At 57.1% G+C, this 15,060-nt stretch carries 9 protein-coding genes and 1 tRNA gene; 3 read left to right on the top strand and 7 right to left on the bottom strand.

The window, feature by feature from the left end; genetic code table 11:
• Positions 1 to 530: 530 nt before the first annotated feature.
• On the bottom strand, positions 531 to 1,127 hold the full coding sequence (locus VF639_RS00430) for a hypothetical protein (protein WP_331143924.1): 597 nt from the start codon (positions 1,125 to 1,127) through the stop codon (positions 531 to 533).
• Between the two features lie 339 nt (positions 1,128 to 1,466).
• Between VF639_RS00430 and thiL the strand changes: the two genes are divergently transcribed.
• Entirely contained in the window at positions 1,467 to 2,495 is a 1,029-nt protein-coding gene (gene thiL / locus VF639_RS00435; RefSeq protein ID WP_331143925.1) for a thiamine-phosphate kinase, read from the top strand.
• A 183-nt stretch (positions 2,496 to 2,678) separates the two neighbouring features.
• On the opposite strand, the gene VF639_RS00440 is transcribed toward thiL, so the two are convergent.
• The 5 genes from VF639_RS00440 to VF639_RS00460 form a co-directional block, all read right to left on the bottom strand.
• Entirely contained in the window at positions 2,679 to 3,053 is a 375-nt protein-coding gene (locus VF639_RS00440; protein ID WP_331143926.1) for a hypothetical protein, read from the bottom strand.
• Complete coding sequence (locus tag VF639_RS00445; RefSeq protein WP_331143927.1) at positions 3,026 to 3,604, bottom strand: hypothetical protein; 579 nt, start codon at positions 3,602 to 3,604, stop codon at positions 3,026 to 3,028. Before VF639_RS00445 ends, VF639_RS00440 begins: the two co-directional genes overlap by 28 nt.
• Positions 3,605 to 3,606: 2 nt before the next feature.
• A complete protein-coding gene (gene rlmD / locus VF639_RS00450; protein WP_331143928.1) occupies positions 3,607 to 5,019 on the bottom strand; it encodes a 23S rRNA (uracil(1939)-C(5))-methyltransferase RlmD in 1,413 nt (470 codons plus the stop codon).
• A 316-nt stretch (positions 5,020 to 5,335) separates the two neighbouring features.
• Positions 5,336 to 10,564 (bottom strand): T9SS type B sorting domain-containing protein, encoded by a 5,229-nt coding sequence (locus tag VF639_RS00455; protein ID WP_331143929.1) that lies wholly within the window; start codon positions 10,562 to 10,564, stop codon positions 5,336 to 5,338.
• Between the two features lie 124 nt (positions 10,565 to 10,688).
• The gene (locus VF639_RS00460) at positions 10,689 to 12,938 is read right to left on the bottom strand and encodes a GEVED domain-containing protein (protein WP_331143930.1); all 2,250 of its coding nucleotides are present in this window, start codon (positions 12,936 to 12,938) and stop codon (positions 10,689 to 10,691) included.
• 212 nt (positions 12,939 to 13,150) lie between these two features.
• Here VF639_RS00460 and VF639_RS00465 point away from each other — a divergent pair, with 212 nt between their 5' ends.
• Complete coding sequence (locus tag VF639_RS00465; RefSeq protein WP_331143931.1) at positions 13,151 to 13,954, top strand: SDR family oxidoreductase; 804 nt, start codon at positions 13,151 to 13,153, stop codon at positions 13,952 to 13,954.
• A 76-nt stretch (positions 13,955 to 14,030) separates the two neighbouring features.
• Here the strand turns inward: VF639_RS00465 and VF639_RS00470 are convergent, their stop codons facing one another.
• Positions 14,031 to 14,747, bottom strand: a complete 717-nt coding sequence (locus tag VF639_RS00470; protein ID WP_331143932.1) for an SH3 domain-containing protein — start codon at positions 14,745 to 14,747, stop codon at positions 14,031 to 14,033.
• Positions 14,748 to 14,827: 80 nt separating this feature from the next.
• Here VF639_RS00470 and VF639_RS00475 point away from each other — a divergent pair.
• Positions 14,828 to 14,903, top strand: a tRNA-Lys gene (locus VF639_RS00475).
• Positions 14,904 to 15,060 lie beyond the last annotated feature (157 nt).

Below are 15,060 nucleotides of genomic sequence, written 5' to 3' on the forward strand. Positions count from 1 at the left end.
GGGCCCTGAAGGGTTAAGCTGCTTCCCATCAGCCAAGACAAGGAGGACCGGATGAGAAGGGCAATGCAACACGTTGCAGACCGGGTACATTACAGTAGCCGGGATACTACAATTGTTGGGTAATGGAGGGTCTATGCAGGTTTCCATTGCGCAGCTAGTAGCAAGCACTGACCCTATTAGTAGCGCAAAGCAGAAACGGTAATGCTGTACCATACATAGTAAATCAGGTGGATTTAACAGAAGGAGCCTACCTGGTTGCAATAGGTTGCAAGGATGCTGCAGAAGGACAAGCCGTTGGGAATTGATTGGGCGTAAAAAAAGCGGCCGGAAAATTCCGGTCGCCTTTCCACAACCAACTCAACCAACACCAGCGGCACTAGGGCCACTGGCTGTACTAAGAAGAGCTTACAGGCTGTAGATCGGTTGCATGCAAATGCATAAAAAAACTCTTCTAGTTGAGAATCAATGCAATAAAATTTAAAAACCTGCTAAATAATTGGTTCAGCAGGGTTTACAAACTGGTACTATCACTATTCAGGTAGCTCGAAAAGCGGGAGTGGGGTTAGCTGCTTGTACTTGCCGCCCAAGCTCTGCAACTCAGCTTGGTGAAGCTGGATGTAGTTGTTGAATCGTTTGGCGGCCTGATCGTATTTCACCCGGTAGCCTACTACTTCCCCATCGTACTGCCCAATGGTGTCTAGCGTATTCAGCACGGTGGTACTGGGCGCAGGGCCATCGGGGCGCGACGTCATGGCGCGCAACACGCTCAGCAGCGAATCCTGCGCCGTATCATACCGGTCGATTTGGGTGGATTGCATGCTGAGCTGCTGGTAGCGCAGCCCTTTGAGGCGGTTGTTGGCCTGGGTGAGCTGCTTTAGCTGCGCTTTATCGGCCGCGGGCCAGCGCTCCAACTCATTAAGCATTTGGTTGGTAGCCGTTATTTTGGCATCGTCGCTGGCCGTCATTTCGGTCCAGCGCGCGTCTACGGAGTCGCGTAGCACCTCAAGCTGTTGTTTGGCGGCGGTAGCCGAGGCAGGATCGAGGGCTTTGGGGGTGCGGTTGCAAGCGGCTAAGGCGGCCACTAACAGCAACACCAGCCAAGTTGGTTGTTTTAGCACAGGTTTCACGTATGAATTCAAGATAGTTAGTAAGGCAAGAACAGCAACGGCCGGCGAAATAAGAGGAGTGAGGTAAAATTTATTTCCTTTCATAAGGCATTAAATCATTCGCCTAGGTCGTAACGCCCAGGCAACCCCGGATAGTGCCCTCAGACCAAGCAAGTCCAGATGCCGGGTTGAAACTATGCTGGAAGCTACCCGTTGTTGCTACAAGCCGGCGTAAATAGCAGCGCAAAGTTTCAACCAACAAGCACCTCTAGTGTCGCTCTGCCTACCTTTGCGACCCGTCGGCTGAGCCTGAACCAGGCTTTCCAACGAAACAATTAACCAGCGCCAATTAGCGGTTTTATGAGCGACATCACGCCTCTTGATAGTGTAGGAGAATTCGGCCTTATCCGCCGCATCCAGGATACCATTACACTGCGCCAGCCTAGTACCAAGCTTGGTATTGGCGATGACGCGGCCATCCTGGCTCCGCCGGCGGGCCATGAAATAGTAATCAGCACCGATATGCTAGTGGAAGGAGTACACTTCGACCTCACTTTCTGCCCACTCAAGCACCTGGGCTACAAAGCCGTGGCTGTCAACGTATCGGATATAGCGGCCATGAATGCCACGCCCACCCAACTAGTGGTAGCGGTAAGTATTGGCGCGCGGTTTTCGGTGGAAGCCGTGCAGGAACTCTACGAAGGCATGCGCCTCGCCTGCGAAGCCTACGACGTGGATTTGGTGGGCGGCGACACCACGGGCAGCCCGGGCGGCCTCACCATCAGCATCACGGCCCTCGGGCAGGTGGCGGCTGGCAAAGCCGTACGCCGTAGCGGGGCCGGCCCCAACGACCTGATCTGCGTAACCGGCGACCTGGGCGGCGCCTATCTTGGCCTGCAAGTGCTGGAGCGCGAAAAGCAAGCCTGGCAAGCCGACCCCGAAACGCAACCCGAACTCGGCAAATATCCTTACGTGCTCCAGCGCCAGCTCCGCCCCGAGGCCCGCATGGACGTCATTCACGAGTTGCGCGACCTCGGCGTAGTGCCCACCAGCATGATCGATATTTCCGACGGGCTGGCTTCGGAAACCTTGCACCTCTGCCAGGCCAGTGGCACCGGGGCCCGCATTTTCTCTGAAAACCTGCCCATTGCGAATCCCACACTAGAGGTTGCTGAGGAGTTCAACCTCGACCCCATCATGTGCATGCTCAACGGCGGCGAAGACTACGAATTGCTCTTTACCGTCCCCCTCGCGGCCCACGCCCTGCTCAAAAACCACCCCGACATCACCATCATCGGCCACATGGTAGAGAAGAGCGAAGGCTCCAACTTGGTCACCAAATCTGGCCAGCCCGTGCCGTTGCGGGCCCAAGGCTTCAACCACTTCTAATCACGGATTTTTCGGATTAGGCGGATAGGTCGGATTTTGTGGACGATTTCAACCAAGCTTAACACTGTGCTAAGCCCGTTGTTTTACAGTGTTGTTAAAAGCAAACGCCGAAGTCAAACCTGACCTCGGCGCTCGATCGTCCACGAAATCCGACCTATCCGCCTGATCCGAAAAATCCGTGATCTAGTCTTCCGGGTAGGGGATATAGACGAAGTTGGTGAACTCCTTGTCCAGTACGAACAGGCAGCAGTATTCGTCGGCGTCGCGGTAGGTGCTTTGAAAGGCTTCGACGCCCTCGGCACTGATGATGCCCTGCTGCACGAACAGCTCCAGAAACGAGGCAAACACGTGCCACTCCAGGTTCAGTTCGTCGGCATTGATGAGCAGGCTGCCGAGCGGTACTTCCTGCCGGGCAAACACGAAAATCGGGTATTTAGAAATATCCATCTTCCGTACTTGGGAAGAGGCTTCCATGATGGTATCGGAGACGGTGGCGAAATCCTTGGTGATGGTACCGAGGTATTTGCCGTTCAGCTCGGGGTCGTTGGCGTAGTCCATGTTAGTTCAATATTAGATGGTGGCTTCTTTCTAAGCATGTCTATGAGCAGAGACAATTCTCTACTATTAAGCCCAAAAGAGAAAGCAGATCTTCCTCTATTTGAGCTATGATGCATTACATTCAAGAGGACACTATCATTTTGAATTATTGCTCTTGCTGTTTGTCCTACGAAGCCATACCACTTGTGGGGAATAGTGGCCACAACAAGTTGGCTGTTGTTATGAATGATTTTCCAGCCTGAGCTTTCAAATACATGCGTAACTAATTGTCTGTTTTCAGTTGCGCTCAAGTAGGTTTCAACAGTTGTCAAATTTCGTTCTTGGATTAAACAATATAATCCATACAGAAAAAGACCGCCTGAAAATAAAACAAGTGAAACAGCTATCTGACGTGAATCAGGAGGTGCATCAAGGAGCATCATTATGCTCAGGGTGATAAGGCAAAAAAGCGGGAAGATACTTGTGAAGTCGTCAAGCCAGTCGCGTGCAATGACAAGTTTACCTTGTCGAATAGACTCGGTGACTTCTTCGTAGCTCATATCCTTTGCCATAACTACCGCAGCTCCAACGCCACCACATTTTCTACGTGGTGAGTGTGCGGAAACATATCTACGGGCTGTACGCGGGACACTTTATACGCTTCATCCAATAGCTCTAAGTCGCGGGCCTGGGTGGCGGGGTTGCAGCTGACGTACACGATGCGCGGGGCACGCATTTCCAGCAAGCGACGCACCACGTCTTCGTGCATACCGGCGCGGGGCGGGTCAGTGATAACAACGTCGGGGCGGCCGTGCTGGGCAATGAAGTCGGCGTTGAGCACATCTTTCATGTCGCCGGCGTAAAATTCGGTGTTGGTAACGCCGTTGATTTCGGAATTGATGCGAGCGTCGGCCACGGCTTGCTCTACGTACTCGACGCCCACCACGTGCTGTGCCTGGCGGGCTACGAAATTGGCGATGGTGCCGGCGCCGGTGTACAGGTCGTATACCAGTTCGTTGCCAGTGAGCTGAGCGAAGTCGCGGGTTACTTTATAGAGGTTGTAGGCGCCTTCGGAGTTGGTTTGGTAGAACGATTTCGGGCCGACGCGGAAGCGTAAACCTTCCATTTCCTCATGAATGTACGGCTCGCCTTTGTAGCACACCACCTCTAGGTCGTGGAAGGTTTCGTTGCCTTTATTGTTGAGGACGTAATTGAGCGAAGTGATTTGGGGGAATCGCTCATAGAGGTAGTTCAGCAGCGGCTCGATGGCCTCGTGCTGGCGGTAGCATTGCAAAATCACCATGATGTCGCCGGTGTTGGCGGTGCGGATGATGAGGTTGCGCAGCAAGCCGGTTTGCTTGATAATGTTGCCGAAACGCAGATCGTGTTGGCGCGCATAGTCGCGTACGGCCAGCCGAATCTGGTTGCTTGGGTCGGGTTGCAGCCAGCAGTGGTTCACGTCCAGAATCTTATCGAAGCGGGCGGGGGTGTGGAAGCCGAGCACGCGCCGGTCGTAGTCGGTGGTTTCGTCCTTGATCTGCTCTTCGGTCAGCCAGCCTATAAAGCTGAAGGTGTATTCCAGCTTGTTGCGGTAGTAGGTCTGGGACGGCGAAGGCATGATGGGCTGAATTTCGGGCAGGGCCACTTTGCCAATGCGCTGGAGCGTGTCGGCTACCTGCTGGTGCTTGTATTGCAGCTGCGTATCGTAGCCGATATGCTGCCACTTGCAGCCGCCGCAGGTGCCAAAATGCTCGCAGAATGGCTGTACCCGGCGCTCCGAGTATTTGTGGAAGTGCGTGGGCACGGCTTCCAGAAAGTTCTTTTTGCTGCGGGTGATACGCAGGTCCACCACGTCGCCGGGCGCTACCTGCGACACAAACACCACCAGGTTATCAATGCGCACGAGGCATTTGCCCTCGGCCACCATGTCTTGAATCTCAACTTCGCGCAAAGCCTGCGCGGGAATGTTCTTAGCTGCTTTATTCACAGGGGCAAAGCTAGTCACGGATTATTTCGGATTAGACGAATTGATCGGATTTTGTGGCTGGGTCGGATATGAGTTTAAGCTATCATCGTTTATTATTCAATTACAGAACGGAGAATGAAGAGTAGTCGTGCTCCCGTCGTCCGTGTTCATAGCAGAATACCGGTTGCCATGAAGTAGGGTTGCTTCAATCCAGTTAGCCAGATAATAGCCGGAGTTCATGAAATAGAAAAAGGCGCCTCTAGCGAAGCGCCTTTTCCAACCAAAGAACCGTTCACAAAATCCAATCAATCCATCTAATTCGAAAAAATCCGTGATCCTATTTGACCACTTCAAACCAGCCTTTGTAGGAGCGGCCACCGGCCAGTTGGAGCTGGTAGTAGTACACGCCGGCCGGGGAGTTGGCGCCGTCGAAGGTGTTGCGGTAGTTGCTGGTCTTGTAAATCTCCTTGCCCCAACGGTTGAATACGGTGAGGGTCGTGCCACTATAGAGTTCCACGTTTTTCACGATAAACTGGTCGTTGAGGCCGTCGCCGTTTGGCGTCACCACGTTGTAGAACACCAGGTCGTTGGCAAACTCTACGCAGGCCGAGTTGGAGGAAGAAAGGGGCGTGCCGGCCGTGGCTCCAATGGCTTGCACCCGGAAACACTGGTCGAAGCCGGCACTGCCAGTGGTTAGGGTGATGCTGGTGGCGCTGGCGGCTACGGTTTGTACCAGCTCCTCGGTGCCGTTGCTGACGCGGCGGAAAATCTGGTACTCGCGCACCGAGAAGCCCACGTACGGATTCCACGTTACAGTGACCTTGCCTTCATCGCGCCCGGCCCCACCTTCTGCGGCGGTAGCCTGCGTGCGAATCGTGGTGTGCTGGGTGCTGCTGAGTTGCTGGCCGCAGGCGTTGGTTAGGTCCAGGCGGTATTCATAGGCACTGGCATCGGCGTCCACATTCGTATCGGTGAAGGTAGTGGCGGTGGTAGCGGCAGTGCCCACCGCAGCGAAGGCGCCCGTGCTGCCCACTGGCCGCCGCATGATGTTCACGCGGTTGGTATTGCCGGTGTTGTTGGGCACGTTGAGCGTAAGCGTGATTCGGCGGTCATCCTGTGTTTCGACGGACGCTACCACCAAGTTGGTGCTGGCATTGTCGGGGCGCACCGTGAGCGAAGCGGCGCAGCCGACGCTGGTGGTTTCCGTTACCTGAATAGTAGCTGGGGCGGTGCCTGCCGGGAAATCAACCCGGATAGTGGTGGAGTTCTGGCCGCTGACGATGGTGCCGCCCGTTACCGTCCATTGGTAAACGGCGCCTGGTTGGCCGGTTCCTATTGTGTAGCTCAGACCGGTGCGTGCGTCAGGGCAGTAGCTGGCCGGGCCAGCTACTGCCAGAGCGGGCACTACCGTAAAGGTCTTTGTGTAAAGCGGACCGGCGCAGAGGCTGGCGTTGGTTTCGCGGGCCGTGAGGGTGTAGGTGCCCACGGCTGGTGTTGGCAGCGTGAGGGTGTTGCCAGTGCTGGTAATGGCCACATTATTCAACTGAAACTGATACGTAGAAGTCGTGGCGCCCGGTAGCGTAAAGGTCAGATTCCCCCCCGCTGCGCAAGCCTGCGTTAAACCACTGATGGCCAGGTTGCTGGCCGGAGAAGGCCGGACCGTTACGTACAGCGTATCGCTCTGACCCAAGCAGCGGCCCCCGGCTGGGTTGCTCGATTCCGTCACGATGAGCTTGGCAATGCCGGCACGAGTGAAGTTCACTTGCACCGTGTTTTGGTTGGTGCCTACCTGCGTGCCTCCTACTATCTGCCAGCCATAGGTCGAGCCGCTGGTAAGCTGAGTTTGGTACGTGAAGGGGCCATCAGCCAAGCACACGTTCAAAGGGCCCGTTGGCCGCTGCGTGGTAAGCTGCTGATTGACGCGTACCGGGAACGTGACCGTGTCGGAAGAGCAGCCGAGCGCGTTCAAACGGAAAGCCTGCACCCTGGCGGTGGTAGAGGCTGTGCCCCAATTGACGGTAATAGCCGCCGTACCTTGTCCGCTGGCAATAGTGCCACCCGTTACCAGCCACTGATACGCCGTGCCGCGCGCATTCCGAATCGAGTAAGCTACTCCCTGCACCGTAGGGCACACCGAAGCCGACCCCTGAATACTATCGGGCAGCGGACGTGGGTTCACCGTGATGCGCACCGTATCGCGGCCAACGCAGTTCTGCGCCGTAGTGGCCGTCACAATGTAGGTCAAGGTGAGCGGATTCTGGGTGGTGTTTACGCCCGTGAAAGTGGGCTGGGCGGCCGTGGCGTTGTTTAAGTTGGTGGCCGGACTCCACTGATAGGTATAGCCCGTCAGGCCCGTTGTGCCCAAGGTTATGCGCCTGCCGTCGCAAACCGCGGCGTCGGTACCCGCGTTGGCAACCGCGGCCGGATTGACTGTCACGCGCACGGTGCTGGTATTCACGCAGCCCTCGGCGGTAGTGGCCGTGAGGGTATAAACTACAACCTGGGGCGTAGTACCAGTGTTAATTTGCAAGAAGATAGGCTGGGCAGTGGTGGCACTACTCAAGCCCGTAGCCGGGCTCCACTGATAGCTATAGCCGGTAAGCGAGGCCGCGCCAAGGGTTGTTTGGTCGCCGGAGCATACGGCCCGGTCGGCGCCGGCATTGGCTACGGCGGCCGGGTTGATGGTGACGCGTACGGTGTCCTGCGCTACGCAGCCGTTGCTGGTTGTGGCCGTCACGATGTAGCTTAACACCTGCGGCGTGGTGCCGGTGTTCGGTAAGGTGAGCGTAGGGTTGGCGCTGGTGGCGCTGCTCAGGCCGGTGGCTGGGCTCCAGGCGTACGTGTAGCCGGTTAAAGCAGAAGCTCCCAAGGAAGTAGCCACGCCCGAGCACACGGCCCGGTCGGCACCCGCTGCTGCAACAGCGGCCGGGTTCAAGGTCACGCGGACGGTGCTGGTGTTGGTGCAGCCTTCAGCAGTGGTGGCCGTTACGGTGTACGTCAGAACCTGTGGCGTCGGGTTCGTATTGGTGAGTGTCAGAGTGGGCGTGGCGGCGGTACTGTTGCTCAGGCCGGTAGCCGGGCTCCAGGCGTAGGTGTAGCCCGTCAGGCCCGTCGTGCCGAGAGTGGTAGCCACGCCGGAACACACGGTCCGGTCGGTGCCGGCATCAGCAGTAGCCGCGGGGTTTACCGTAACGCGCACTGTATCGCGGGCCACGCAGCCGTTGCTGGTGGTTACGGTCAGAATATACTGGTTGACAATAGGCGCCGATGTGGTGTTGGTGAGCGTGACGTTGGTGGTAGCCGTGTTGGTGGTGCTTAAACCAGCGGCCGGGCTCCAGACGTAGGTGCTGCCTGCCACGGCGCTGGCCGAGTTGCCAAGAGTGGCCGCGCCGCCCGAGCAAAACACCCGGTCGACGCCGGCTTGCGCTAGGGCGGCCGGGTTCACTAGCACCGTCACCGTATCGCGGGCTATGCAGCCTTGGGTGGTGGTAGCCGTTACCACGTAAGTCAGCAATTGAGGCGTAGTGCCCGTGTTGGTGAACGTGAGAGCCGGTTGGGCAGCCGTGGCACTACTTAAGTTAGTAGCCGGGCTCCACTGGTAAGTATAGCCCGTCAGGCCCGCCGTGCCTAGCGTGGTAGCCACGCCCGAACAAACCGTGGCATCAACCCCGGCATTGGCTACTGCCTGCGTATTTACCGTCACGGTTACGGCTCGCGAGTTGGTGCAGGTTCCGTCCGAGGTGGTGACGGTGTAGGTGGTGGTGGTCGAAGGCGTTACGGTAATAGTAGCGCCCGTGAAAGTTTGGCCGGTGCTGCTGGTCCAGGTATAATTGACGCCACCCGAGGCGGTAAGCGTAGTGGAAGCTCCTTGGCAAATAGCGGCATTGGCAGGCGTAACGGCCAAAGCACCGGCCGGCCGCACATCAATCGTGCGCGACACCGAATCGGTGGGGCAGTTCAAGGTTGATACACCGCGTACCGTCACGCGGCCCGCGCCGGTACCATTCCAAAGCACCTGCACCGTATTGCCGGTGCTGGAACCCTGAATAGTACCGCCTTGCACGGTCCAGCGGTAGGAACTGGCCGTTGGGCCGCCCGCCGTGTACGGCCGCGGGGTGGTCCGGTCGCAGATAACGGCTTCGCCCGTAATGCTCGTCGGTCCGGCCGCCTTGGTTACCAAAATCTGAAATACTTCGGCCACAGTTTTGGCTCCGCAAGCCACGTCGGTAGCCGTTACGACCACGTCGTAGGGCGTGCTGCGGGCGTTGCCGCATTGGCTGTTGAATACGAACTGGCTGTTGACACTGCCGTTGGGGCCCTGCACCGTGGCACTACCCGTGGGTGCCCCCGGCAGCACCGTGCCCTGGCTGCCCCCGAAGGTGGCATTGAACGGACCCGTGCCATCGAGCAGCACGCTGTTCGCCCTCAGGTTGATAGGATTGCCATCGGGGTCGGTGGCGGCCAGGTTGAACGTTAGCGGCTGACCTTCCTCAATGGTGAAAGTGCGGGTAGCTACGGTGGCCGGCGTAAACTGCGGCGAATTGTTGGGCTGACAGGTGCGCGAAACCAGCTGAATCTCGCGGCGCGTAGAGCCAATCAGCACTTCATTGCCGTTGATGGATCGGTACTCTTTCACCTCCACTGCTACCACAAAGCGTCCCACCCGGGAAGTGGCGTAGCGGCTGATGCCGTTGCTGGCATTCAAGAAAGCATAGTTGCCGGGAGTGGTACCAAAAGGGTTGATAGCCGAGTATCCCGGTGCGTAGTTGACGCTCGGCGGCGGCGGGGTAAACGTGGGGGTGGTTCCTTGGAAGCTATTGTAAGGAGTGCTGAACGAATAAATTAATCGGTCACCATCGGGGTCTACGGCGTTGTTGACCAAGATGCTGGTATCGCCCTGGCAGATAACCACAACCGCCGTATCCGAGAAAGTGGGGGACGAGTTAGGCAGCAGCGGCGGGGCCATGTCCACGTACAGCGTCTGGTTTTGACTGCTGGGGTTGCTTAGGTTGTCGATGTTGAAGTTGCGCGTACCATCGGTGTACACGGCGTAGTAGCCTGCCAGCGACACGGGCAGGTTCACGATGGTCTCGTAGCGGGCCAACCGCACCGACGGTACCGTGCCGGCCGGAATGCTGCATCCACCCGGCTGCGGCGGCGTAATGCTTGGGTTAGAGATGCGCGGCAGCCGGAACGTGCCCGCTGGCTGTTGGTCGAACTGCACGCCCCCCCCACAAACCAGCTGTGCACATTGAAAACTGTTGGACCCTTCCGAGCTAATGATGCGCTGCCCGGTGGTCTTGTTATAAAGGTTCAGAAAGATATTGCAGCGCCCGTCGGGCACGTTCGACACGGTTTGGGAAGGCACTCCCGGTACAACACATTCCGAATTCAAGTAAATAAAGACGGTGATGCGGTAGCGAAACTGGTTGCCAGTCGGACCATTGGCATCGAGGTACTGATAGGTCATTTCGCCTCCCAACAAGTGAGAAGCCACCGCCGACTCCGGGCGCAGCTCCGTTAGCAGGAGCAGCAGGAATATGGCGCGGAGTAAAGTTTTGATCATACGATAAAGAGTAACTGTTGCTGATAGAGGCGAGGACACTGCTACTGGTTACCCCTTGTTGTACTAAGCTTCACAAGCTCATAAAACAATAAAGGGCAGCCAGTAAGTAGTAGCCAAAACTCAGTTAGTAGCCTATTTGGATGCGGCGGGTGGCCATTTTCCCTTCGCTGTTTTGCAGGCGCACTAAGTACAAGCCGCGGGGCAGCGCCGAAAGGTCTAGTTCAACTTCTTGGCTTGGAGTCAGCTTCACGGAAGTCTGCATCACCTGGGCGCCTACCACATTGTCGACACGCACGGCGTAGGTACCGGCCGCGGCCGGGTCGGGGAGGCGCAGGCGCAGATGGCCATCGGCGGCGGGATTGGGGAAGATGGTTAGCGCCGGCAACATGCGGGCCTCGGGCGTTGTGGCCAGCACGGGGTTCACGCGCACCGAATAGTCTTCGGTTTCCGAGTTATTTTGGTTGATTTGGCAGGCCGTAGGCGTAGGCAAGTTGTTGAGCCGCACCATCACCCGCATCCGCGTAAAGCCCTGGCTGCTCATGGTAGCTGGAATGGCTATGGGGGCCGTGTAAGTTGTGGCCGAAGTCACCCCGTTAAGCACCAGCTCTGACGTGTCGTAGGTGCCGTTGCGGTTCCAGTCCACCCAGGCCCACAACACGTGCTGGATGTTGGTATTCACGTCTAAGCTGAGCGTAGTATTCTGTCCCTGGTACAGATTTACCACTTGGTTGACGTAGTTGCCGTAGCCGTTGGCAGAAGCTGCCGAGATGTTGCTAAGGTCGGTGGCGGTGCCGCGGCGGACAGCTACGTTGGTTAGCCAGATATTGCCTGTCGTACCCGTAGCAGTGCAGTACGACACGCAGGGCTGCATAAACACGACGGAGCTGTTCTGCGTGGCTACGTTGTTGCCGAAAGAGTTGGTGGCCGTCAGGGTTACGTTGAATACGCCCGCTGCCGAGTATATATGCGAAGGATTCTGCAGCGTGCTGGTGCTGCCATCCCCGAAGTTCCAAAGCCAGCTGGTGGGGGCATTGGTGCTTTGGTCGGTGAACTGCACTGGGTTTTGGCAGTTGCCCAGCACGTAATTAGAAGTAAAAGCTGCCGCGGGTGGGTTGGTGTTGGCCGTTACCGTAACCGTGTAGTCTTCCACTTGGCCTAACTGCGGGTTAGCACAGGGGCCGCTGGCACCGCCCACAAAGTCGGCCAGCACCCGCAGGCGCAGGGGTACGTTCTTCACTGCCGAACCCGGAATAGTCAACGTGCCTGAAGGGCTGACACGGTTCAGGGCGGTGTACAGCAGCTCGTTGCCCGTGAAAGCACCGTCGTTGTTTAAATCCAGCCATACCCGCGTGTCGTGCGGGGTAGTGCCGCCCGTGGTAACGCTAATTGGAACAGCAGTGCCTTCGGTGAGCTGCACGCGGCTGCCGCAAGTGAAATTCTCGTAGCCCGCTTGCCCGTTAAGAGACGTTTTAACGAGGGCGCCTAGCGAAAAACGGGTGATGCCGTAGTCGCAGCAGTAAGCCGTGGTGGTCGGGGTGCAAGTGGCCGCTACAGGTAGTGAACTGTTATAGACGATGTAGCCGGTGCGCGTGCGCACGTTAGAACCCGTTGCGTTGGTCGCCGTCAGGGTCACGGTGTAGGTGCCAGGCGTAGTGTAGCAATGGTTGGGGTTTTGCAGGGTGCTGGTGGTGTTGTCGCCAAAATTCCAGAGCCAGCTAGTAGGAGCATTTTGCGTTTGGTCGGTAAACTGCACGCAGCCCGAGCAAGTCGTGGTTTGGTCGGCCACAAATTCTGCCACGGGGGCGGCCGTGTTGGCTACTGCCGTTATGGCGTAGTCCTCGGTTTGCGAGTATTGGGGCGTAGAGCAGGGGGTCGGGACCAGCGAATTCACCCAATCGGAGGCGACGCGCAACCGTAGCCGGGTCCCGAGCACAGTGGTTGCTGGTAGCGAGATAGTGCCCGAGTGGGACTGCAAGGCACTAGAGGAAAAAATCAACTCCGACATCGGGTTCAAGGTCCCATCGTTGTTGCTGTCCAGCCACACCCGAACCGTCTCGTTGACGCTTGCATTGGTGCGCACGCTAAGGGTATAATTCTGACCTACCGTGAGGGTTGCGCCAAGGGTGCAGGAATAATCCTGAAAGCCATCCTGCACCCCCGGAGTCGTGTTGTTGATCGAGCCCAGCGTTACATTCAGTATCCCCATCCCGAAGGGATAGTTGGAAGCCGGAGCCGAACCCGGTGTGCAGGCGCTAGCTGTTGGCGGGCATTGGGTCCAGCCCACAAGTGGGGCTAGCAGCAGGCATAAACTTAGCAGTAAAGTGCCGGGCCAAGAAGCTGGCACCAGACGTTGCATTCGTAAAGTTAAGGCCATAGAATAGGGCGGAGAAGGTCACGTAATAAACTCTAAATGTAGGCACATTGCCACGACAAAAGCGCAGCTTCTTGTATAGTAAATACAATATATGTTTTTGTTAATTTAAAGGGTGATAAAAATCAGTGATTTAATACAAAATACCGCTCACTTACCATGAAATAAGTAGTTTTACCGCTCTGCTATAAGGCAGGCAACGCGTTCTGTTAGACATGAAAAACAAAGTGGTCCTCATCACCGGGGGGACATCTGGCATCGGCCGCGCCTGCGCCGTGGCCTTCGGGCAGGCGGGAGCCCGCATTGTGGTTACGGGTCGCGACGAAGCCCGCCTTCAGGACACCGCCCGCGAGCTAGCTGATCTTGGTATTACGCATCATACCATCCGCGCCGATGTAGGCGTAGAAGCGGATTCTGAACGGGCGGTGGCAGAAACGGTGCAGATGTTCGGGCAGCTCGATGTATTGCTCAACAATGCTGGTATCAGCATGCGCGCCCGCTTTCAGGACGTTGACCTGGAGGTTATCCGCCGCTTGATGCAAACCAACTTTTTCGGCACGGTGTACACCACCAAGTTTGCGCTGCCCCACCTGCTCGCCAGCAAAGGGTCGGTGGTGGGCATCAGCAGCATTGCCGGCTACCGGGGCCTGCCGGGCCGTACAGGCTATTCCGCTTCCAAGTTTGCTATGCATGGCTTTCTGGAAGCGCTACGTACGGAACTTTTGCCTCAGGGCGTACACGTGCTGCTGGCCTGCCCTGGTTTCACCGCCTCCAACATCCGCCAAGTAGCCCTAGCCGCCGACGGCTCTGCCCAAGGCGAGTCGCCCCGCGACGAGCAGAAGATGATGAGCAGCGAGGAAGTAGCCGGTCACCTGCTCGAAGCCGTCCGCCACCGCCGCCGCGACCTGGTGCTCACCAGCCAGGGCAAGCTCACCGTCTTCCTAAACAAATGGCTCCCCTCCCTAACCGATAAGCTGGTCCTCAATCATTTCCGCAAAGAGGAAAAAGGGGAGCTGTAAGGTGAAATTGTGAAGTTGTGAAATGGTGGGTTTAAGGTTCTACCTGCACCGTCCGTGCCATTTCACAAATTCACCGCTACTCCACCAGCAGCAAATCCTGGGTGCGGATGTAGGCTTCTTGACCTTGCCATTGCACTTGATACCAAGTGTCTTGCTGGCCTTGCACAACCAGCCGGTCGCCGGCGGCGGCGGTGGTGAGCCAGGCAGCTCCGGCACTAGGGCCGGCCATCAGGGCCGCCCGGGGGCGTACAACCAAGGCAGCCCGTTCCGTGCCTAGCAGGTTGAGGTAAACTGCCGTAAGCACTAAGTACAACCCATAGGCCACCCACCAGCCGCGCGTTACCTGCCGTCGCCGGACCAGTAGCAAGGTGCCACCCACCACGGCGCCAAGCAGCAGCGCTTGTAGCCCGAAATAGTAGTAGCGCCGGAAGGTAAGCTGCAAGTCCTGCCGCCAGGTTTCGGGGTAGCCCGCCAGGCGCTGGTCGCGGGCTAAGTCGGCCATCTTGTGCCAGGTCGACAAACGGGGTTGCCGGGCCAGCGCCATACTCAAATAGTACAGCGCCGCCGGATAATGGCCCAAACCCTCTTGTACATACGCCATACGCAACAACAAGCGAGGTGACGCCACGGCATCCTGCCGCAACAATGCTTTATACTGCCGATAGGCTAGCTGATAGGCGCCAGCATCGAAGGCCGAATCAGCGCGAACAAGTTCGGGAGTAACATTCTGGGCTGTAGCGGGTTGAGAAAGCCAGAATAAAACCAGGAAAAAAAGAAAGAGCTTTTTCAGCAAAACGTTTGGAGCGTAGAAATTGGCCGGCTACTTTTGTGCCACCATTAGCCAACCAGACAAGTTTTGGTTGTAAAGTAATTGATTCTGTAGCTCAGCTGGTAGAGCAATACACTTTTAATGTATGGGTCCTGGGTTCGAATCCCAGCGGGATCACCACGAAGCCTCGTTTGCAAACTGCAAACGGGGCTTTTTGTTGATGGGACCATGAGTGGAGCCGCGCGTAGATGAAGGGTTGAGAACCGTGAGTATTTTAACTTGTATCGCAAGAGCATAGCGGCTGAGCACGCCTTCTATACCCTTTGCAAAGAGTACG

The sequence above is a fragment of the Hymenobacter sp. genome (assembly GCF_036387835.1).
Lineage (GTDB): Bacteria > Bacteroidota > Bacteroidia > Cytophagales > Hymenobacteraceae > Hymenobacter.